18 protein-coding genes are annotated in these 20863 nt (G+C 72.0%); 5 read left to right on the top strand and 13 right to left on the bottom strand.

Features of this window, described 5'->3' with window-relative positions; translation table 11 throughout:
- Nucleotides 1-10 precede the first annotated feature (10 nt).
- From BJ982_RS11275 to BJ982_RS11265, 3 genes are all read right to left on the bottom strand, one after another.
- Nucleotides 11-1489 carry a CYTH and CHAD domain-containing protein gene (locus BJ982_RS11275; protein WP_184879226.1) on the bottom strand — a complete coding sequence of 493 codons (1479 nt, stop codon included), beginning with the start codon at nt 1487-1489 and terminating at the stop codon, nt 11-13.
- A gap of 101 nt (nt 1490-1590) precedes the next feature.
- Nucleotides 1591-1971, bottom strand: a complete 381-nt coding sequence (locus BJ982_RS11270) for a VOC family protein (protein ID WP_184879224.1) — start codon at nt 1969-1971, stop codon at nt 1591-1593.
- Nucleotides 1968-2735 (bottom strand): trans-aconitate 2-methyltransferase, encoded by a 768-nt coding sequence (locus BJ982_RS11265; RefSeq protein WP_184879222.1) that lies wholly within the window; start codon nt 2733-2735, stop codon nt 1968-1970. Before BJ982_RS11265 ends, BJ982_RS11270 begins: the two co-directional genes overlap by 4 nt.
- Nucleotides 2736-2804: 69 nt before the next feature.
- Between BJ982_RS11265 and BJ982_RS11260 the strand changes: the two genes are divergently transcribed.
- Complete coding sequence (locus BJ982_RS11260; RefSeq protein ID WP_184879220.1) at nt 2805-3434, top strand: MarR family winged helix-turn-helix transcriptional regulator; 630 nt, start codon at nt 2805-2807, stop codon at nt 3432-3434.
- A gap of 22 nt (nt 3435-3456) precedes the next feature.
- Here the strand turns inward: BJ982_RS11260 and BJ982_RS11255 are convergent, their stop codons facing one another.
- Together BJ982_RS11255 and BJ982_RS11250 are read right to left on the bottom strand one after the other, a co-directional pair.
- Complete coding sequence (locus BJ982_RS11255; RefSeq protein ID WP_184879219.1) at nt 3457-5256, bottom strand: ABC-F family ATP-binding cassette domain-containing protein; 1800 nt, start codon at nt 5254-5256, stop codon at nt 3457-3459.
- 163 nt (nt 5257-5419) lie between these two features.
- Nucleotides 5420-6352: a 4-(cytidine 5'-diphospho)-2-C-methyl-D-erythritol kinase gene (locus BJ982_RS11250; RefSeq protein WP_184879217.1), complete on the bottom strand. Its 933-nt coding sequence runs from the start codon at nt 6350-6352 to the stop codon at nt 5420-5422.
- Nucleotides 6353-6602: 250 nt separating this feature from the next.
- Here BJ982_RS11250 and BJ982_RS11245 point away from each other — a divergent pair, with 250 nt between their 5' ends.
- Nucleotides 6603-6896: a carbohydrate-binding protein gene (locus tag BJ982_RS11245; protein WP_184879215.1), complete on the top strand. Its 294-nt coding sequence runs from the start codon at nt 6603-6605 to the stop codon at nt 6894-6896.
- Between the two features lie 104 nt (nt 6897-7000).
- On the opposite strand, the gene rsmA is transcribed toward BJ982_RS11245, so the two are convergent.
- From rsmA to BJ982_RS11220, 5 genes are all read right to left on the bottom strand, one after another.
- Nucleotides 7001-7861, bottom strand: a complete 861-nt coding sequence (gene rsmA / locus BJ982_RS11240) for a 16S rRNA (adenine(1518)-N(6)/adenine(1519)-N(6))-dimethyltransferase RsmA (RefSeq protein ID WP_184879213.1) — start codon at nt 7859-7861, stop codon at nt 7001-7003.
- A gap of 52 nt (nt 7862-7913) precedes the next feature.
- Nucleotides 7914-8885, bottom strand: a complete 972-nt coding sequence (locus BJ982_RS11235) for a resuscitation-promoting factor (protein ID WP_184879209.1) — start codon at nt 8883-8885, stop codon at nt 7914-7916.
- Between the two features lie 124 nt (nt 8886-9009).
- The gene (locus BJ982_RS11230; protein WP_184879205.1) at nt 9010-9867 is read right to left on the bottom strand and encodes a TatD family hydrolase; all 858 of its coding nucleotides are present in this window, start codon (nt 9865-9867) and stop codon (nt 9010-9012) included.
- A 7-nt stretch (nt 9868-9874) separates the two neighbouring features.
- Nucleotides 9875-11665, bottom strand: a complete 1791-nt coding sequence (gene metG / locus BJ982_RS11225; protein ID WP_184879201.1) for a methionine--tRNA ligase — start codon at nt 11663-11665, stop codon at nt 9875-9877.
- Nucleotides 11666-11749: 84 nt separating this feature from the next.
- Nucleotides 11750-12991: a glycosyltransferase family 2 protein gene (locus BJ982_RS11220; protein ID WP_184879198.1), complete on the bottom strand. Its 1242-nt coding sequence runs from the start codon at nt 12989-12991 to the stop codon at nt 11750-11752.
- Between the two features lie 111 nt (nt 12992-13102).
- Between BJ982_RS11220 and BJ982_RS11215 the strand changes: the two genes are divergently transcribed.
- A complete protein-coding gene (locus BJ982_RS11215) occupies nt 13103-14611 on the top strand; it encodes a hypothetical protein (protein WP_184879196.1) in 1509 nt (502 codons plus the stop codon).
- On the opposite strand, the gene BJ982_RS11210 is transcribed toward BJ982_RS11215, so the two are convergent.
- Both BJ982_RS11210 and rsmI read right to left on the bottom strand, forming a co-directional pair.
- Nucleotides 14598-16091: a dolichyl-phosphate-mannose--protein mannosyltransferase gene (locus BJ982_RS11210; protein ID WP_311772260.1), complete on the bottom strand. Its 1494-nt coding sequence runs from the start codon at nt 16089-16091 to the stop codon at nt 14598-14600. The genes BJ982_RS11215 and BJ982_RS11210 overlap by 14 nt on opposite strands.
- Before the next feature lie 262 nt (nt 16092-16353).
- Nucleotides 16354-17205: a 16S rRNA (cytidine(1402)-2'-O)-methyltransferase gene (gene rsmI / locus BJ982_RS11205; RefSeq protein WP_184879193.1), complete on the bottom strand. Its 852-nt coding sequence runs from the start codon at nt 17203-17205 to the stop codon at nt 16354-16356.
- A gap of 108 nt (nt 17206-17313) precedes the next feature.
- Between rsmI and BJ982_RS11200 the strand changes: the two genes are divergently transcribed.
- Both BJ982_RS11200 and BJ982_RS11195 read left to right on the top strand, forming a co-directional pair.
- Nucleotides 17314-18921: a dolichyl-phosphate-mannose--protein mannosyltransferase gene (locus BJ982_RS11200; protein WP_184879190.1), complete on the top strand. Its 1608-nt coding sequence runs from the start codon at nt 17314-17316 to the stop codon at nt 18919-18921.
- A 145-nt stretch (nt 18922-19066) separates the two neighbouring features.
- Nucleotides 19067-20434, top strand: a complete 1368-nt coding sequence (locus BJ982_RS11195) for a hypothetical protein (RefSeq protein WP_184879187.1) — start codon at nt 19067-19069, stop codon at nt 20432-20434.
- Nucleotides 20435-20493: 59 nt separating this feature from the next.
- Here BJ982_RS11195 and BJ982_RS11190 read toward each other — a convergent pair whose 3' ends face one another.
- Nucleotides 20494-20778: a hypothetical protein gene (locus BJ982_RS11190; RefSeq protein ID WP_239123812.1), complete on the bottom strand. Its 285-nt coding sequence runs from the start codon at nt 20776-20778 to the stop codon at nt 20494-20496.
- Between the last annotated feature and the right edge of the window lie 85 nt (nt 20779-20863).

The raw sequence follows: 20863 nt of genomic DNA, 5'->3' as shown, positions 1-20863 counted from the left end.
CGCGGGGCGGTCAGGACGCCGTCACCTCGGCCCACACGGCGGGGAACTCGGCGTGCGAGCGCTCGGCCGCGGCGCGCTCGATGCCGGCGAGCAGGCCGTAGGTGAAGGTGTCCTCGCCGGCCTCGCGGGCGCGGGCGGCCTCCTCCAGCAGGATCTGCTGGGCGACCACGCCGTCCTGGTGCAGCCCGAGCACCGTCTGGACGGACTTGGCGCGCTTGGCGAGGTCGTCGGCCGTATCGCCGAGCAGGGGCCGCAGGGCCTCGGCGGTGTAGCGGGCGCGCTTGGCCGCCTTGCGCACGTCGTGCATGGCGATCTCGCGCCGCTCGGCGTCCTCGATGGCCTGCGCCGCGTCGTACCGCTTGACCACCCGGTTCCACGTCTTACCGGCGATCTTGCCGAGCACGGTGTCCGCCTTCCCGGCGGCGAGCGGGGTGAGCGGCGGGTTCGCGATCATGGCGTCCAGGCGGTCGAGCAGGGCGAAGTAGCGCTCGCCGCTCATCGCCGCGCCGATCCTGACCATCGCCTCGCGCTCGCGCGCGGCCAGGTCGTCGCCGAGCCGCGTGCGGACCGGGCCGACGACCACCTCCGGCTCCAGGCCGTCCAGGTGGCCGGCGAAGCGCTCGCGGATCACCTCCAGGTCGCGCGCCTCGCCGAGGACGCCCGCGATCCACCGCAGCTCGTCCTGGACGCCCTCGGTCTCGGTGATCACGCTGGAGAACGACTTGAGCGCGCTGCGCAGGCGGCGGCTCGCCACCCGCATCTGGTGGACGGCGTCCTCCTCGGCCCTGCGCACCTGCGGGTCCTGGGCCGTCAGCGCGGCGACCTGGGAGGCCAGGTAGGCGACGACCACGCCGCCCGCCGAGTCCGGGTCCAGGGCGGCGGGCGTCGTCACCGGGACGCGGTCGCCGAGGAGGCGGGCCAGCTTGTTCCCGCTCTCCGCGGGGGTCGCCCCGGCCTTGCGCAGCCGCTTGCCGACCTTCTTGAGCACGGCCTCGTCGCCGTCGATCAGCTCGGCCTCCACCTCGCGCCAGCGCTCGACGTGCCGGTCCTCGCCGAACACCGTGCCCTTCACGTGGTCGTCGGCGATCTCCACCAGCCGCCGCCCGCCGGCGTCGCGCAGGCTCGTGACCTTGCGCAGCGTCTCCAGCTCCGCGACCTGCACGAGCGGCTCGCCCCGGGTCTGGGCCAGCACCAGCTCGGCCAGCTCCGGCGGGACGCTCTTGGCGCCGCGGGTGAGCGGGCGGGTGATCTCGGTGCGCGCTCCCTTGGCCTTCGGCAGCTTGAGGGTCCATCCCGCGTCGTCGCCGCCGCGCCGCCTGCGCAAGGTGATGCCGCGCGCGGCCAGGCGGAGGTCCGGCGTGTCGAAGTAGAGGGCGACCAGCCGGTGGCTCACCAGGTCCACGGCCTCCCCGCTCTCCGCGAGACCCCCGAAGTCGGGCACCGCGAAGTCCGCCGGCACGTCGAACTTGTCCTCGATCTCGATCGCCATTACCCACCCCTAGGTAGCCGAATTTCGGCCATAATGCCACCTTCAGGTTAACAACCGGCGATCAATGGCTGACCAGCACTTCCACCGTGGAACAAAAGCCTTCAAACGCGCTCTTCGGCGGGCCGCACTCTTTCCAGCAATTCAATGCGATTGCCCACAGGATCGTCGACGTAACAGCGGCGGAACCCGGGAAGAAGATCGTCGGAACGCGCGTCGACACCGGCCGCGCCGAGCCGCGCGATCATGGCGGGCAGGTCGTCCACCAGCAGGCCCGGGTGGGCCTTGCGGGCGGGGCGGAAGTCCTCCTCGACGCCGAGGTGCAGTTCCACCCCCTGCCCCCGGAACCACACGCCGCCCCGCACGGCCAGCGCGGCGGGCTTGGGCACCTCGGCGAGCCCGAGCAGGCCCGCGTAGAAGGCGCGCAGCCGCGGCTCGCTGCCGGGCGGCGCGGCCAGCTGCACGTGGTGCAGCCCGGTGATCACGGGCGGCCCGGCCTGCGCGCGACCACGAACACGCGGCGGAACGGGAAGGCCGTGCCGTACGGACGTCGCGGGTACGCCTCGGCGAGCACGCGGGCGCAGTCGGCCAGGAACGCCGCGCGGGCCGCCTCGTCGCCGGAGAGACGGTCCAGCATCGGCCGCAGCGCCGTGCCGGAGATCCAGGCGAGCACGGGGTCGTCGCCCGGCAGCACGTGGACGTAGGTGGTCTCCCAGGCGTCCACCTCGCAGCCGAGCCCGGCGAGCAGGTCCAGGTAGCCCTCGGGGCCGTCCACGGGGTCGTACCGGGCGAGGTCGCCGAGGCGGCCGGCCCAGACGGGCGACGCGCACAGCCGCCGGACGGCCGCGTGGCTCGGGGCGTCGAAGTTGCCCGGCACCTGGAACGCCAGCCATCCGCCCGGCGCGAGGTACCCGAGCCAGCGCGGGAACAGCTCGCGGTGCTCGGGGATCCATTGCAGCAGGGCGTTGGAGATGATCACATCGATAGGATGGTCCGGACGCCAGTCGCGGACGTCCCCCACGCTGAACGTGGGGCCGGGCGGCGCCTTGGCGATCATCGCGGGTGAGGAGTCGATGCCGTGGACGTACGCCTCGGGCCAGCGGCGCCTCAGCTCGGCGGTCAGCTCGCCGGAGCCGCAGCCCAGGTCGACGACGGACCTCGGGTTCTCGGCGCGCACCCGGGCCAAGAGCTCGAAGAAGGGGCGGGCACGCTCGCCGGCGTACCGGCCGTACACTGCGGGGTCCCACATATCTCTTGACATCGAGATAACTCATATCGGGCGAGATGTCTCGATGTCAAGAGAGATAGACTCGGCGGCATGACGACGCGCCACACGGACGGGGTCGCCGGCACGTCCGGCGACCCGCTCGACCCCCAGCCGACCACCGAGCCCGCAGCCAGGTCCGAGCGCGTCGCCGCACCGGAGAGCGGCCATCCCGCCCCCGCGCGCGACGAGGTCGACCAGCTCGTCGCCTGCTGGCGTCAGGAGCGCCCCGATCTCGACGTCGCGCCCCTCCAGGTGCTCAGCCGCGTCTCCCGCCTGGCCCGCCACCTCGACCGCGCCCGCCGCGCGTCCTTCGCCGAGCACGACCTCGAACCCTGGGAGTTCGACGTCCTCACCACCCTGCGCCGGTCCGGCGAGCCCTACGAGCTCAGCCCCGGCGCGCTGCTGCGCGCCACGCTCGTCACCTCCGGCACGATGACCAACCGCATCGACCGCCTCGCCGCCGCCCGGCTCGTCCGCAGGCGCCCCGACCCCGAGGACCGCCGCGGCGTCCTGGTGTCCCTGACCGACCTCGGGCGCGAACGCGTGGACGCGGCCTTCGCCGACCTGCTCCGCCGCGAACGCGAGCTGCTCAAGAGCCTCGACGGCGACGCGCAGCGCACCCTCGCCGGCCTGCTGCGCACCCTGCTCATCCCGTTCGACACCGCCGGGAACCCCACCTGACCCGGGCCCTCACGCGCCTCGGTCAGTCGCCGAGCCGGTCGGCGGCCTCCAGCCATTCGAGCTCGACGGCCTCCTTGCGCGACCGGACGTCCTTCAGCTCGGCGTCCAGCGAGGCCAGGCGACCGTAGTCGGAGGCGGCCTCGGCCATGGCGGCGTGCAGCGCGGCCTCCTGCTCGCCGAGCCGGTCGAGCTGGCGCTCCAGCCGGGACAGTTCCTTGCGCAGCTCGCGCTCCTCCTTGGCCGACAGCCCCGAGGGCGCCGCCTCGGACGGCTCCGCGGGCGCCGCCTCGGGGGCCCGCGCTCCGGCCCTGGCGGTGACGGCCGCCCCCGAGGACCGGCGCCGCAGGTACTCGTCCACGCCGCCGGGCAGCAGCGACAGCCGCCCGTCGCCCAGCAGGGCCACCGAACGGTCGGTCACCCGCTCCAGGAAGTAGCGGTCGTGGCTCACCAGCACGAGCGTGCCCGGCCAGCCGTCCAGCAGGTCCTCAAGCTCGTTCAGCGTCTCGATGTCGAGGTCGTTGGTCGGCTCGTCCAGCAGCAGGACGTTCGGGTCGTCCATGAGCAGGCGCAGGAGCTGGAGCCGCCGCCGCTCGCCGCCCGACAGGTCGCCGACCACCTTCCACTGGGCCTCGCCCCGGAACCCGAGGCGCTCCAGCAACTGGGAGGCCGTCCACTCGCGCTTGCCCACCTGGATGAACTTGCGCACCTCTTCGACCGTCTCCAGCACCCGGCGCGCCGGGTCCAGCTCCACGATCTCCTGCGAGAGGTACGCCAGCCGCACCGTCTTGCCCCGCACGACCCGCCCCGAGTCGGGCCGGACCGAACCGGCGAGCAGCCGCAGCAGCGACGACTTGCCCGACCCGTTCACGCCGATCAGCCCGACGCGGTCGCCCGGGCCGAACTGCCAGGTGCAGCGCTCCAGCACCAGCGGGCCCTCGTCCGGGCCGCCCGCGTGCAGGGTGACGTCCTCCAGGTCGTACACGGTCCTGCCGAGCCGTGCCGCGGCGAACTTCACCAGCTCGACGGTGTTGCGCGGCGGAGGCTCGTCGGCGATCAGCGCCTGCGCGGCCTCGATGCGGAACTTGGGCTTGGACGTGCGCGCGGGCGGGCCGCGGCGCAGCCAGGCGATCTCTTTGCGCATCAGGTTCTGGCGGCGCTCCTCGGCGGCCTGGGCGATGCGCGCCCGCTCGGCCTTGGCCAGCACGTACGCGGCGTACCCGCCCTCGTAGCGCTGGACGGTGCCGTCCACGACCTCCCAGGTGCGGGTGGACACCGCGTCGAGGAACCAGCGGTCGTGCGTCACCACCAGCAGCGCGGACCTGCGCGCCGACAGGTGGGCGGCCAGCCAGGCGATGGCCTCGATGTCGAGGTGATTGGTCGGCTCGTCGAGGATGAGCAGGTCGTGCTCGTCGATCAGCAGACGCGCCAGGGCCGTGCGCCGCCGCTCGCCGCCGGAGAGCTCGCCCACCTTGGCGGTGAGCTCGATGTCGCCGAGAAGGTTGGCGAGGATCTCCCTGACCGCCTGGTCGGCGGCCCACTCGTGCTCGGCGCGGTCGCCGAGGACGACCTGCCGCACCTCCAGCGCGGGGTCCAGGTCGTCGCGCTGGGAGAGGAAGCCGACGCGAAGGCCGCGGTTGTGCGTCACCCGGCCGCCGTCGGGCTTCAGCGTTCCGGCGATCACGGAGATGAGCGTGGTCTTGCCGTCCCCGTTGCGCCCCACGACGCCGATGCGATCACCGGCCTCGACGCCGAGCGAGACCGCGTCCAGCAGAGGCTTGGGCCCGTAGGCGTGGGAGACCGATTCGAGATTGACCAGATTCATCGCCCTCAAAGCCTATAGGTGCGCGTGCTGTGCCTATGGCGCTCTCTTCGTTCGCGCGGCGTGAGGGCGCCTTTGAGCCGGCGCTCTTCCGTCGTCGGGCACAAGGGTTCGTTCCTCACCCTTGTGCCCTCCTCCTCCAGAGCACCGGCGCGCCCTCACATACTCAGAGCACCACGTGGGCGCCGGGGACGGGGCCGTGGGCGGGGAGGGCGCGGCGGCAGACGCCGGCGGCTTCCAGGGACGCGGCGAGGGACGTGGCGTGGTCCTCGGAGTCGGCGAGGAAGGCGCAGGTGGGGCCGGAGCCGGACACCAGGGCTCCGAGCGCGCCGTGCTCGCGACCGGCGGCGAGCGTGCGCGCCAGGGGGCGGCACAGCAGCAGCGCCGCGGCCTGCAGGTCGTTGTCCAGCACCTCGCCGAGGGCCTTGGCGTCGCCGCGCGCGAGCGCCTCCATGAGCCCGTCCGCCACCCGGGGCCACCCGACCTGCTCGCCGGTCGCCTCGCGCAGCCGGTCGCACTCGGCGTAGACGTCCGCCGTGGACAGCCCGCCCTCGGCGAGCGCGAACACCCAGTGGAAGCGGCCCGCGACGGGCACGGGGGACAGGTTCTCTCCCCGGCCGGTGCCGACGGCCGTGCCGCCGACCAGGGCGAAGGGCACGTCGCTGCCGAGGTCGGCGGCCAGCTCCATGAGGTCGTCCTCCGCCGTGCCGAGGCCCCACAGCGCGTCGCAGGCCACGAGCGTGGCGGCGGCGTCCGCGCTGCCCCCCGCCATGCCCCCGGCGACGGGGATCGCCTTGCGGATGCGCAGCCGCACGTCCGGGGACCGCCCCGCCCGCACGGCCAGCGCCAGCACGGCCCGCACGGCGAGGTTGCTGCCGTCCAGCGGCACCTGGCCGGCGGACTCGCCCTCGACGGTCACGGCCACGGGCGAGCCGCCGGACGCCTCGCGCGGCGCGGGCTCGTCGGAGGCGGTGACCTCGTCGAAGAGGGACACGGCGTGGAAGACGTTGACCAGATCGTGGTAGCCGTCGTCCCGCCTCGGCCCCACGGAGAGCTGAAGGTTGACCTTGGCGGGCACCCGGACCGTCACAGAAGACACGGCAACAGATCGTAACGCTCCGTCGCCACATGACAAACAACCGCCTCTGCGTGCCTGGTCCACCGTCCGCAGCCGGTCACTCCGAAAAGCATATAAAGGCTGCAATTCCCTCTTTCAGGACCAACGCAATTTCATGTGGAAATAGCCCCTGTAGCCGAAATATCCAGCGCAAATCAGATCTTCCCGGCGAAGCACCCGGCGGTTATCTTGAGGTGGCCGTTCTTCGCGACGCCTTGAGGAGTCACCGCCAGTGAGAATTCGCAGTTCGTCCGTGGCGCTGGCCGCCGCGACCATGCTCGGCGCCGGCGTGCTCTCGCTCGCCGCCCCGGCGGCCGCCTCCACCACGCACGAACCCGCCGCGGCGTCCGCTCTGACGGCCGCCGCTTCCACCGTGGCAGCCGACACCTGGGCCCCGGGCACCGACTACACGTCAGGCAGCGTGGTGACGTTCGGCGGCAAGAGGTACATGTGCGTGGTGTCGCACACGTCCCTCGCAGGGTGGGAACCGCCCAACGCTCCGGCGCTGTGGCTGGAGATTCCCTAGAAGGCGAAAAGTCCCGTCACGTCCTTGCCCCGTGACGTTCTCTGTGATTCGGCCCCGCCGTGACACGGCGGGGCCGAATGCCATGATCGGCCGGGCCCATCAAGTCACGGATGGTTTTCCGCGATCCTGGCGAACTGTTCGACGCCGAGTTGTTCGCCGCGCAGCGACGGGTCGACGCCGGCCGCGCGCAGGGCCGTCTCCGCGGCGGCGGGCGTGCCCGCCCAGGACGCCAGGGCGGCCCTGAGGGTCTTGCGGCGCTGGGCGAAGGCGGCGTCCACGACGGCGAAGACCTCCTCGCGGGAGGCGGTGGTCGGCGGCGGGTCCCGGCGCGCCAGCGCTACCAGCCCGGAATCGACGTTCGGCACCGGCCAGAACACCGTGCGCCCCACCGGACCGGCCCGGCGCACGTCGGCGTACCAGGCCGCCTTGACCGACGGCACGCCGTACACCTTCGAGCCGGGCTTGGCGGCCATGCGGTCGGCCACCTCGGACTGCACCATCACCAGGCCCTTGCGCAGCGAAGGCAGGACCTGTAGCAGGTGCAGGACGACCGGCACCGCCACGTTGTACGGGAGGTTGGCGACCAGCGCCGTGGGCTCCGCCCCGCCGAGCTCCGCGGGGAGCACGCGCATCGCGTCGGCCCGGACGACGGTGAGACGGTCCGCCAGCCCGGGGGCGCGCTCGGCGACGGTCAGCGGGAGCTGCCCGGCCAGCACCGGGTCGATCTCGACCGCGACCAGCCGCGACGCCTCGGGGAGCAGCGCGAGCGTGAGCGAGCCGAGGCCGGGCCCGACCTCGATCACCACATCGTCGGGCGACACCTCGGCGACCCGGGCGATGCGGCGCACGGTGCCTCCGTCGATGACGAAGTTCTGCCCGAGCCGCTTGGTCGGCCTCAGATCGAGCTTGTCCGCCAATGTACGTATCTCAGCCGGGCCGAGCAGGTTCACGATCGAACTCCCCATTCCCCCAGTGTCCCGCACCCGCGGCACACGCGTCGGCGCACGCCCGTGACGCTCACCGGGTGAACAGCCGCGCGCCACAGTCCGGCCACTGGCCGTGCCAGCGGCCCGCGACCCTCTGGTAGAGCAGCTGGGCGCGGTAGGTCTGCTCGTCCGCGGGCCAGTCCAGCGGGGTCCTGGTACCGCCCACAGCCCGCCACATGGGCAGGCTGAACTGGTACATGCCGTAGTACGGCCCCCGCGGGTCGAACGACTTGGGGTCGCCGAGGCTCTGGCAGCGGGCGAGCGCCCCCCAGTTGAGCGAGGCCACCCACGCGCTGATCGGAGTCACGTGGACGGGCGGGGGCGGCGGGGCGGGAATGATCCGGATGACCTGGCTGTCCTCGGGAAAGGCGTGCAGTGGCGGGCTCACCCGGTCGCCCCGGGCCAGGCTGATCTTGTGCTGCGCGAGCACGGAGCGCACCGTGCGGCCGTAGGTCAGAAGGTCCAGCCGCACGCCGCCCCGCACGACCGTGACCCGGCGCTGCGTGCGGACGCTCAGCGCGAACCCGGACACCGGGATCTGCCGCATCGTGGAGGCCGACAGCGTGGCCGGGCGCCGGGCGAGGTCGAGCTGCTGCAGGGCCTCCCCCACGTTGAGCGCCGTGACCGTGTGGGTGGTCCTGCGGCCGTCGAGGGTGAGCACCAGCCGCCGGGCGTGCCGCACGACGATGGCGGCGCCGTCGCCCACCGCGCGGCCGGGCGCCGGATCGACGTGGTCGCCCGGGCCGACCGGGACCCGCGCGTGCGCGAGGACCTCGCCGACGGTGCCGCCGAAGCTGAGGACGGTGGTCTCGCCGCCGTCCACGATCAGCCGGACGTCCTTGGCCAGCACGTCGGCGACGAGCAGGGCGGAGGTCACGCCCGCCACGACAGCGCAGAGCACCGCCGCCCCTCGGGAGGAGGCGACGGCGCGCAGGCGGGAGGGGCGGCGCGGGGCACGGCGCGACCCGGGACGCCGGGCGGCCGGCGCCGAGGATGGAGGCACGGCGCGTCCTTCGAGTAGACCGGCTGCCGACGCTAGCGCCGCCTCCACGGGCACTCAACCGGATGGCCGAAAGCGGTCCGTGAGATTGTGGTCGCTTGGAGTTACCGGAGAGGCCGCCGGGAGTTCACCACGCGCCGAAGACGCGCTCGCCGTTGGCGTCGACGGCGCGGGCCAGGGCGTCGGCGTCCATGCCCTTGACCTCGGCCAGGCAGCGCAGCGTGAGCGGGATGAGGTACGGCGCGTTGGGCTTGCCGCGGTGCGGGGTGGGCGGCAGGTAGGGGGCGTCGGTCTCGACGAGCATGAGCTCGGGCGGGGCGACCTCGGCGGCCTCGCGGAGATGGCCGGCGTTCTTGTAGGTGACCGGGCCGGAGAAGGACATGAAGTACCCGGCTTCGACGCACCGCCGGGCCATGGCGGCGTCGCCGGAGTAGCTGTGGAAGACGACCACCGCGGGCGCGCCCGCGTCGGCGAGGACGCGCAGGACGTCGTCGTGGGCGTCGCGGTCGTGGATCACCAGCGCCTTGCCCGTCCGCTTCGCGATCTCGATGTGCGCGCGGAACGACGCCTCCTGGTCCTCGCGGGACGCCCAGTCGCGGAAGAAGTCCAGCCCGGTCTCGCCCACGGCCCGGACCTGCGGCTCGCGGGCCAGCTTCTCGATCTCGTCCAGGACCTCGGGCGTGGCGGCGTGCGCCTCGTTGGGGTGGATGGCCACCCCGGCGTACACGCCGTCGTGCTCGCGGGCGACCTCGGCGCCCCACCGCGAGGAGCGCAGATCGTAGCCGATGGTCACGAGGCGGGTGACGCCCACCGCCCGGGCCTCGGCGAGGATCTTGCCCACCCCCGTGCCCGACGCCTGTGCGGCGAGCGCGACGGCGTCCCCGGAGGACGCCTTGCGCTCGCCGACCATGATGTCGAGGTGGCAGTGGCTGTCGAAGACCTCCGCGCCGAGCGGCTCGGGCGCGGGCGGAACCGCCTGGCTCATCGCGTCGTCACTCTCCGAGGCGGGCGAGCTCTTCGTCGACCACCTTGGGATCGAGCTTGGCGAACAGCGGAGTGGGCGGCGCCAGCGGCGTGCCGGACCGCAGCGGGGTGGACTCCCAGCGGGCCTGTCCCTCGTACTCTCCGGTGATCACCGGGTACGCCGGGCGGCCGTCCTCGTCGACCTCCTCGATCCGCGGCATGCCGGACCAGACGCCCTCGCCGCCGAGCATGGCGTGGACCTTGTTGGAGGACGCCGGCAGGAACGGAGTGAGCAGGGTCTTGGCGTCGTCCACGACCTGGAGGGCGACGTGGAGGATCGACTTCACGCGCTCGGGATCGTCCTTGAGCTTCCAGGGCTCCTGCTCGGCGAGGTAGCGGTTGGCGTCGCGGACGACGTCGAACGCCTCGGTGACGGCGTTCTTGAACCGCGACCTGCCGAGCTCGGCGCCGACGGCGGAGAAGGCCCCGCGGCTGCGCGCCAGCAGCGCGCGGTCGGCGTCGGACAGCTCGCCGGCCTCGGGCACCGCGCCGAAGTTCTTGGCGGCCATCGAGATCGACCGGTTGACGAGGTTGCCCCAGGCGGCGACCAGCTCGCCGTTGTTCCTGTTGACGAACTCCGACCAGGTGAAGTCGGTGTCCTGGTTCTCCGGGCCGGCGACCGCGATGTAGTAGCGCAGGGCGTCGGCGTCGTAGCGCGACAGGAAGTCGCGCACGTAGATCACGACCTGGCGGCTGGAGGAGAACTTGCGGCCCTCCATGGTGAGGAACTCGCTGGAGACGACCTCCGACGGCAGGGCCAGCTTGCCGAGCGAGCCCGGCGAGCCGCCGCGCGCCCCCTCGCCGTTGTAGCCGAGCAGCATGGCGGGCCAGATCTCGGAGTGGAAGACGATGTTGTCCTTGCCCATGAAGTAGTAGCCGCGGGCGTCGGGGTTCTGCCACCACTGCCGCCAGGCGTCCGGGTCGCCCGAGCGGCGCGCCCACTCGATCGAGGCGCTGAGGTAGCCGATGACCGCGTCGAACCAGACGTACAGCCGCTTGTCCTCGCGGTCGCGCCAGCCGTCCAGGGGGATGGGCACGCCCCAGTCGAGGTCGCGGCTGATGGCGCGGGGCTGCATGTCGCCGAGGAGGTTGAGCGAGAACTTCAGGACGTTGGGCCGCCACTCGCCCTGCTTGGACTGCAGCCAGGAGCCCAGGACCTCGGAGAACGCCGGCAGGTCGAGCATGAAGTGCTCGGTCTCGATGAACTTGGGCGTCTCGCCGTTGATGCGGCTCTTGGGGTTGATCAGGTCGATCGGGTCGAGCTGGTTGCCGCAGTTGTCGCACTGGTCGCCGCGTGCGCCGTCGTACCCGCAGATGGGGCAGGTGCCCTCGATGTAGCGGTCCGGAAGGGTGCGCCCGGTGGAGGGCGAGACCGCGCCCATGGTCGTCTTCGGGAAGACGTAGCCGTTCGCGTGCAGGCCCTTGAAGATCTCTTGCGCGACGGCGTAGTGGTTGGCCGTCGTGGTGCGCGTGAACAGGTCGTACGACAGGCCCAGGGCGGTCAGGTCCTCGGCGATCACCCGGTTGTAGCGGTCGGCGAGCTCGCGAGCGGTGACGCCCTCGCGGTCGGCCTGCACCTGGATGGGCGTGCCGTGCTCGTCGGTGCCGCTGACCATCAGCACCTTGTTGCCCGCCATCCGCTGGTAGCGGCTGAAGACGTCGGACGGCACGCCGAACCCGGAGACGTGCCCGATGTGACGGGGGCCGTTGGCGTAGGGCCAGGCGACGGCGGTCAAGATGTGCTGGGACTGCTCGGACATGGCATCAAGCCTAGAGGCCCACGCCGTCAGCCTCGAACCCTTATGCGCATCTCGCTTCGGTTGTCGTCGAAACCCACGAGGACGCTAGAGGGCGTCCTCGTGCTGCGCGGCGGCGGGACGCGCCATCCGCACGGCTTCCGCGGCCTCTTCGGCGGCGGAGGCGGCGACGTCGGCGGGGGTCTCCTTGGTCCTGCGGATGCCGAGGATGCTGATGAACAGGGCCGCGAAGATGGTCTGGAAGCTGATGACGAGGGCGGTCGCGGAGGGCACGACCAGGCGCAGCGACTCGGCGGGGATCAGCTCGCCGAAGTTGCGCACCTGCCAGTGCGCCAGCGAGGCGACCATGCCCGCCAGGCCCGCGAGGGCCAGCAGGCCGCCCGCGATCAGGCCGCGTTCCAGGGTGACCACGTCGACCAGGCGCCGGATGCGCCTGTCCTCGGGGAGGAACCCCTCTTCGGCGGCGTAGACCTTGGTGAACAGCGCGAACAGCACCGCCTGGAAACCGATGACGACGGCCGCCGACGCCCCGACCAGCGTGTCGACGTCGAAGGCCAGCTTGCCGATGTACACCGGGCCGAAGGTGAGGGCGGTGCCGGCGGTGAGGCCGAGCGCCATCAGGACGAGGCCGGGGATGAAGAACAGCCAGCGGGGGCTGTAGAGCAGCAGGAAGCGCAGGTGGCGCCAGCCGTCCCGCCAGGAGCGCAGGTGCGGCGGGCGGGACCGGCCGTCGGGGCTGAGGGTGGTGGGCACCTCGCGGACGTCCAGGCCCTGGATCGTGGACTTCACGACCATCTCGCTGGCGAACTCCATGCCGCCGGTCTGCAGGCCCAGGTTGAGGATCGAGTCGCGGCGGAACCCGCGCAGGCCGCAGTGGAAGTCGCGGATGGCGCTCGGGAAGAACAGCCGGCCGATGAACGACAGCACCGGGTTGCCGAGGTAGCGGTGCAGGGGGGGCATGGCGCCGGGGGCGATGCCGCCGCGGAAGCGGTTGCCCATGACCAGGTCGGCGCCGTCGCGCAGCTCCTCGACGAAGGGCATCAGCGCGGTGAAGTCGTAGGAGTCGTCGGCGTCTCCCATGATCACGTAGCGGCCGCGCGCGGCGCGGATGCCGCCCATGAGGGCGTTGCCGTACCCCTTCTGGTCGACGTGGACGACGCGGGCGCCGGCGTCTCTGGCGAGCTGCTGGGAGCCGTCGGTGCTGCCGTTGTCGGCGATCACCACCTCGCCCTCGATGCCGTGCTCGGCCATGTAGCCCAACGCCTTGCGCACGCACGTTTCGACGGTCTCCGCCTCGTTCAGGCACGGCATGACCACAGTCAGTTCCACGTCGAAACCCCTCGTTCGCGCTTCGATCATCAGGTGCGTAGTTCAACCATGATGCCCTCTGCCCTCCGGTGCTCGGGTCAACTCCGCGAAACGGCTGGCATCCTGTAAACCATGGTGACCGTAGCCGAACCGGCGCAGGCCGACGCGCCGGCGCGGAGCAAGCGCGCGCGTGTCCTGGGGTTTCTCCGGCGCCGCCGCCTTTTCGTGATCGCTTTCACGCTGGGCGCGGCGCTGCGCGTGATCGCCATGCTCGGCTACCGGCCGGCCATGTGGTTCAACGACTCCTACGAGTACGTCTCCGTCGCCCTGCACCCCCGCCCGCACCCGATCCGCCCGGACGGGTACGGTTTCTGGCTCCTGGTGCTCAAGCCCTTCCACAGTTTCGGGCTGGTGGTCTTCACCCAGCACCTCATGGGCCTGGCGACGGCGGTGCTCATCTACGTGCTGCTCAGGCGCAGGTTCGGCCTGCCCGACTGGGGCGCGACGCTGGCCGCCGTCCCGGTGCTGTTCGACGCCTACCAGATCCAGCTCGAACAGCTCATCATGTCCGACACCATGTTCACCCTGCTCATCGTGGGCCTGGTGACGCTGGTGCTGTGGCACCGCCGCCTGTCGTGGCGTTCCGGCGTGGCGGTCGGGCTACTGCTCGCGCTCACCGCGCTGACGCGCAGCATCGGCCTGCCCATCCTGGCCGTGGTCGTGGTCTTCCTGCTCATCAAGCGCACCGGCTGGAAGCCCATCCTGGCGGTGGTGACGGCGTGCGCGGTGCCGGTGGTGGCGTACATGGGCTGGTTCGCCGCGGCGCAGGGGCAGTTCGCGCTGACGCAGAGCGACGGGCTGATCCTCTACATGCGCACGGCGAAGTTCGCGGACTGCAAGAAGATCAAGCCGGACCTGCAGCGCGAACAGGAGCTGATCCCGCTGTGCGTCAACCCGGCCTTCGCGCGCAGCCAGTTCTCCCAGTGGTACCTGTGGTACACCGGCCGCGGCGAGGTGCTGCACCGCTGGGGCACCGACAAGTTCGACCGGCACGTCAACGACGCGGCGGGCACGTTCGCCAAGCGGGCGATCCTCGCCCAGCCCGGCGACTACCTGGCCGCCGTCTGGGGTGACCTGCTGCGCAGCTTCCGCTGGGACCGCCCGGTGTTCCCCGACGCGCTCACGTACATGCAGTACGAGTTCGACAGCAAGGGCGTCACCGCCAAGGATCCGGACCGGCTGCAGAAGTCGCCGCCGACCTGGAAGAGCTACCAGGGCACGGTGGACCGCGACCTGGTGGCCTACGAGCAGGGCCGCGCGAGCACCCACGCGTACTGGCCGTGGGCCACGATCATGGAGCGCTACCAGCGGGTGGTGTACATGCCGGGCCTGGTGCTGGGCCTGGCGCTGCTGGTCGGCGCGGCCGGGGTGATCGCGCGGTGGCGCAAGCTGGGCGGGCCGGGGCTGCTGCCCTGGGTGGCGTCGGCCGCCCTGGTGGTGGCGCCCGCCGCCACGGCGGAGTTCGACTACCGCTACCTGCTGCCGGCGCTGCCCCTGGCGTTCCTGTCCGCCGCCATCGCCCTCCACGAAGGGGTGCGGCCGCCCTGGCGGCGCGCGCCGGCCTCCGCTAGATCCAGCTAGGGAAGAACATGCGCCGGTGCCAGTCGTCGTAGGGGATGTCCTCGGCGGTGATGACGGGGTACAGCCACCAGAAGTTGATCAACGCGAGCAGGGTGAACGACCCGACGACGGCCGCGCCGAGCACTCTGCGGGACGACTGGGGGCTCGCCCGTCCGATCAGCAACCCCGCCCCCAAGGCCAGGGCGATCGCCATGAACGGCAGCATCGGGGCCATGTAGAACAGGAACATGGTCCGCTTGTCGGCGATGGCGTAGTAGAACCAGGGCAGCCAGCCGACGGCGTAGGCGAGCAGCACGGCTCCGGCCCGCCAGTCACGGGTGGCCACGTACCAGGCGATGAGGCCGATGAGGGCGATGAGGGCGCCGTACCAGATGACGGGCGTGCCCACCCCGAGCACCGCCTGCGCGCACGACGGGGCGCCGCAGGTCTCGGCGCCGCCGACGTAGTGGAAGGCGACCGGGCGCAGCAGCAGCGGCCACTGCCAGGGCCAGGACTGGTAGGGGTGCGACTGGTCGAGCCCGGTGTGGTACCCGAGCACCTGGATCTGGTAGTCGATCCATGAGCGGACCGAGCTGAACACCCAGTAGCTCCAGCCGCTGCTGGTGGCTTGGGCCCAGTTGCGGCCGTACCCGTACGGCGTGGCGAACCACCCCGCCCAACTCGCCACATACACCACCACCGGCACCAGACCAAGCCCCGCCAGCGCCGTGGGCACATCCCGCCGCAACGCCCCCGCGAACGGACGACGCAACCCCACCGCACGCCGCGCCCCCGCATCCCACACCAACGACATCACCGCGAAAGCCACCAAGAAGAACACCCCGCTCCACTTGGTCGCCACCGCCGCCCCCAGGCACACCCCCGCACCGATCCGCCACGGCCGCACCCCAAGCCACGGACCCGCCCCCGAAAGCGAAGACCCCTCATACCACCGCGCCAGACGCTCCCGCGCCCGATCCCGATCCACCACCAGGCACCCGAAACCCGCCAGCACCCAGAACATCAGGAACACATCCAGCAACGCCGCACGGGACAACACGAAATGCAACCCGTCCAACGCCAGCAGCAACCCCGCCAGACACCCCAGCAACGTCGACCGCGTCATCCGCCGCGCCACCCGCGCCACCAGCAGAATCGACAACGACCCCAGCACAGCCGCCGCGAAACGCCACCCGAACGGATCAGCCCCCCACAACCACTCCCCCACCCCGATCAACCACTTACCCAACGGAGGATGGGCCACGTAGGAGGCGCACGGGTCGAGGTTGTCGGGCGCGCAGGTCGCCCACAGGTCCCGGCGGCCGGCCATGAGTCTCTGGTCGGCGATCGGGTTCTCCGACGTGCCGAGGAAGGTGCGTTCGACGCCGTAGGTGATCAGGGACAGGGCGTCCTTGGCGTAGTACGTCTCGTCGAACACGATCGCCTTGGGCGTGCCCAGGCGGTCGAAGCGGAGCAGAGCGCCGAACGTCGCGACCAGCACCGGGCCCAGCCAGGCCCAGAGGGAGCCGCCCGGGAACGGGGGCGTCAGGCGGTCGCGGATCGAGGATCCCCCGTCTGGCCGCTCCGCCGAAGGAACCGGCGTCCGTCCGGATAATGATAATTTTCTGAATAATTTCAGAGGGAAGGCGCGCTCAGCCACGCAGGCACCTTATGGGGCGGAAGCGCTCCCGATCCAGAGGATCAAGGACCCATACACGCTCCGTGGCGGTCCGAATGCCGCCGCACCTACGACGCGAGCGCGGTCACGCGCGGTGGACGGCGTCGTACAGCTCCCGCTTGGGGACGCCCGCCGCCTTGGCCACGTCCACGATCGCCTGCTTGCGGGACACGCCGGCCGCCTCCTGCCGGGAGACCTCCGCGACCAGTGCGCCGATGTCGGTCTCCGCCGCGCCGGGCGCGTGCCCGGCGACGACCAGGGTGATCTCGCCGCGCACCTCGCCCTGCGCCCACGCGGCCAGCTCTCCGAGCGTGCCCCGCACGACCTCCTCGTAGGTCTTGGTCAGCTCGCGGCACAGGGCTGCGGGGCGGTCCGCGCCGAAGGCCCCGGCCATCGCGGCGAGGCTGGCGTGCAGGCGGTGCGGCGCCTCGAAGAACACCATGGTCCGCTCCTCGCCCGCCAGGGACGCGAGCCGCCGGGCCCGCTCGCCGGGTTTGCGCGGCGGGAACCCCTCGAAGCAGAACCGGTCGCTCGGCAGGCCGGAGATCGCGAGCGCGGTGGTGACCGCGGACGGCCCGGGCAGCGCCGTCACCGGGATGCCCGCCTCGACCGCGAGGTGGGTGAGGCGGTAGCCGGGGTCGGACACGCCGGGCATGCCCGCGTCGGTGATCACCAGGACGGTGTCGCCGTCGCGCAGGGCCTCGACCAGTTCCGCCGCCCGCGCCGCCTCGTTGCCGTCGTAGTAGGACACCACCCGCCCCGCGAGCATGACCCCGAGGTCGGCGGCGAGCCTGCGCAGCCGGCGGGTGTCCTCGGCGGCGATGACGTCGGCGCGCGCGAGGGCCTCGCGCAGCCGGGGAGAGGCGTCCTCGGCACGCCCGATGGGAGCACCGGCCAGGATCAGCGTGCCGTCGTTCACCCGTCCATCCTCTCCCATGCGGGAGGGGTGGTCCGCACCCCGCACCTTCGGGTCAGACCTTCCCAATTAGGTACACAGAGGGTGTTTCTTAGGTTGTACGTAATAGCCGCCCCGTACGATGTCCGGATGGCCCTGACGGACTTCCCTAACCAGGACTTCGAGCGGCCGGAGCCGCGCGACGAGCCCAAGAACCCGGGTTCCCTGCGCGACCGGCTCGTCCCGCCGTTCCTGGGAAGCCCCCTGTGGGGGTGGCTCGGCCCGTTGCTGGTGACCGCCTTCGGCGCGTTCCTGCGCTTCGACCGCCTCGCCGTCCCCAAGGCGGTCGTGTTCGACGAGACGTACTACGCCAAGGACGGCCTCTCGTTGATCACGTTCGGCGTCGAGCGGGTCACGGTCAAGGACGCCGACAAGCTGCTGCTCGCCGGCGACGGCAACGTGTGGCAGAGCTGCGCCGCCACCGAACTGGACAAGTGCGCCTCCTACGTCGTCCATCCTCCGTTGGGTAAGTGGTTGATCGGGGTGGGGGAGTGGTTGTGGGGGGCTGATCCGTTCGGGTGGCGTTTCGCGGCGGCTGTGCTGGGGTCGTTGTCGATTCTGCTGGTGGCGCGGGTGGCGCGGCGGATGACGCGGTCGACGTTGCTGGGGTGTCTGGCGGGGTTGCTGCTGGCGTTGGACGGGTTGCATTTCGTGTTGTCCCGTGCGGCGTTGCTGGATGTGTTCCTGATGTTCTGGGTGCTGGCGGGTTTCGGGTGCCTGGTGGTGGATCGGGATCGGGCGCGGGAGCGTCTGGCGCGGTGGTATGAGGGGTCTTCGCTTTCGGGGGCGGGTCCGTGGCTTGGGGTGCGGCCGTGGCGGATCGGTGCGGGGGTGTGCCTGGGGGCGGCGGTGGCGACCAAGTGGAGCGGGGTGTTCTTCTTGGTGGCTTTCGCGGTGATGTCGTTGGTGTGGGATGCGGGGGCGCGGCGTGCGGTGGGGTTGCGTCGTCCGTTCGCGGGGGCGTTGCGGCGGGATGTGCCCACGGCGCTGGCGGGGCTTGGTCTGGTGCCGGTGGTGGTGTATGTGGCGAGTTGGGCGGGGTGGTTCGCCACGCCGTACGGGTACGGCCGCAACTGGGCCCAAGCCACCAGCAGCGGGCCGGTGTACTTCGTCCTCGACTCGGTGCGTTCCTGGTGGAACTACCAGTCGATGGTCCTCGGCTTCCACACCGGCCTGGACTCCAGCCACCCGTACCAGTCCGAGCCGTGGGAGTGGCCGCTGCTGCTGCGCCCGGTCGCGTTCTTCTACGAGGGCCCGGCCTGCGGCACGGGGAAGTGCGCGCAGGCGGTGCTCGGGGTGGGCACGCCGGTCATCTGGTACGGCGCCCTGATCGCCCTCATCGGCCTCATCGCCTGGTACGTGGCCACCCGTGACTGGCGCGCCGGGGCGGTGCTGCTCGCCTACGCCGTCGGCTGGCTGCCCTGGTTCTACTACGCCATCGCCGACAACCGGACCATGTTCCTGTTCTACACGGCCCCCATGCTCCCGTTCATGGCGATCGCCCTCGCCCTGGCCGCGGGGCTGCTCATCGGTCCCGCGGGAGCACGGCCGAACCGGCGGCTCCTCGGAGCCGCGCTTTCGGGTGCGTTCGTGCTCGTGGCCCTGATTAACTTCTGGTGGCTGTACCCCGTTATCTCCGCCGAGATCATCCCCTACGACGATTGGCACCGGCGCATGCTGTTCGACCGCTGGATATGACCAGGGATGTGACCTGACATGACTTGTCCATGGGCCACCGAACTCCGCCCTTCTGCTCGTTCCGGTCTTACAGGTAGGTGACGTGGAAATCGCCCGCGGCGGTGGTCGTCGTCAGGGTCCGGGCATATACGGCAGACTGCGAAGCATGCCTGCACCCGACGTCGCCGCACTGCTCACAGAGCTGGAGCGCTCGGACCCGGACCTCGCCGACGACGCCAGAGTCGCCGTCGAGTGGCTGACGGGCGGGGATCCTCTGGAGACCCTCACCCAGCTGAGCGTCTGCGAGTTCCTCTGGTACACGCTGCCTCTGGAGGTCACCGGGGACCGCGGCGCCATCGCCCGTTCCCTGGGGCGCCTGCTCGACCTCGGCGGCATGGACCGCTACGCCGCGCTGTGCGTCTCCCCCACCACCGCGCAGATCCTGCGCGCCTACGCGCGCGAGGGAGACGACGCCGGGACGGCCGCCTACCAGCGCGCCCTGAACGCCACGGGCGTGCTGCCGCCCGACGTCGCGGAGCTGCGCTGGAGCTCCCTCATGGGTCCCGAGGAGCTGGGCGCGCACCTGGCCTGCTCCGCCGCGCTCGAACTCGCGATCGTCTGCGGCCGTCTGGACCCCTCCTCCGGCACGGGCAAGGCTGACGCCGAGGCGCTGACCCGCCGCTGGCTCACCGAGCCCCGTGCCGAGCTGGGCGGCGACAACTGGCTGAACCGCGTCCACGGCGAGCGGCTCAACCGGTGGGTGCTCGGCCGCGGCGCCGCCCGCCGCGAGCTTGCCCAGCCCTTCGAGGTACGCCTCCACGCCCCGATCCCCGCCCCCGACGGGCCACACCTGCAGGCGCTGCGCTGGCTCCTGGAGGCGGCCCGGCGTCCGGGCGGCGTGCTTCTCGCCCCCGGCGACGGCCTCGCGCGCCCGCTCGCCGCCGAGGCCGCCGAGCGGTTCGGCTGGGAGCCCGCGGGCGCCGGCGCCGAGGACGGCCTGACCGCGTTAGGCACTCTGCTCCGCATCGCCGAGCACGAGATGCGGGCCGTGCGCCGCGACGGCGGCAGCCTCGTGATCACCTCGGCGGGCAGGCGGCTCCTCACCGACCCCGCCGCCCTGTGGCAGGCCGCGACCGCCGCCCTGCTGACCCCCGTGTCCGGGCAGCGGGACATGGAGGTCTCGGTCCGCGAGGTCGGGCTGATGCTCCTCAGCGAGGGTACGGCCCTGCCCTGCGGGGAGCTGGCCGAGCGGGTCGCCGAGGTCGTCGTGGGCGAGGGCTGGCGCACGGCCACCCCGGACGAGGTCGCGAGGCCGCTGGTCGAGCTGCGCCGCCGCCTGGAGGCCTTCCACATGTGCGTCACGGCCCGGCAGCCCTCCGCGCACGTCACCTCGCCCCAGGACCCGGCCGAGTGCGCCGGCCGTCCCCCGGCCGCGCTGACCCCGGCCGGGCGCGCCGCCGCCCTCACGGCCCTGCGCGCCCAGGCCCTGCGCCCCCGCCAGTACGTCAGCCTCAGCCGGGGCACCCCCGCCTGAGCCTTCGCCGGCCGGTCGCGCGTCCCTCAGGGACCACGACCGGCCTTCCGCGGCCCGGCTCAGATGCCGGCGGGGACCTGACCTCCGTACCGGCGGCTCAGGCGCTCCTGCTCACGGCGCTCGTCGATCTCGCGCCCGCCGCCGAGGACCTCCTCCCGCGTCTCCTCGATCCTCAGGGCGACGCCCAGCGCGAAGAAGGTCGGCGCCCACTCGCCGACGAACAGGCCCCAGCGGTCGGCCCGGGCGATGTCGCCCTCGTACTCCTTGGACATGAGCCAGGAGAGGAACGACGCGCCGACGGACACGATGCCGGCCCCGTACATCACGCCGGAGCGGATGCCCAATCTGTGTAGCGTCCTGATCATATGGCCCCCTTGGATGCGGTTCCCCGACGCTACTTTCCTTCCTCGGGGCTCGTACAGATAAGCC

The sequence above is a fragment of the Sphaerisporangium siamense genome, from assembly GCF_014205275.1.
Taxonomy (GTDB): domain Bacteria; phylum Actinomycetota; class Actinomycetes; order Streptosporangiales; family Streptosporangiaceae; genus Sphaerisporangium; species Sphaerisporangium siamense.
The sequence above is the reverse complement of the archived record's forward strand: the minus strand, read 5'-3'. Positions and strand labels throughout refer to the sequence as shown.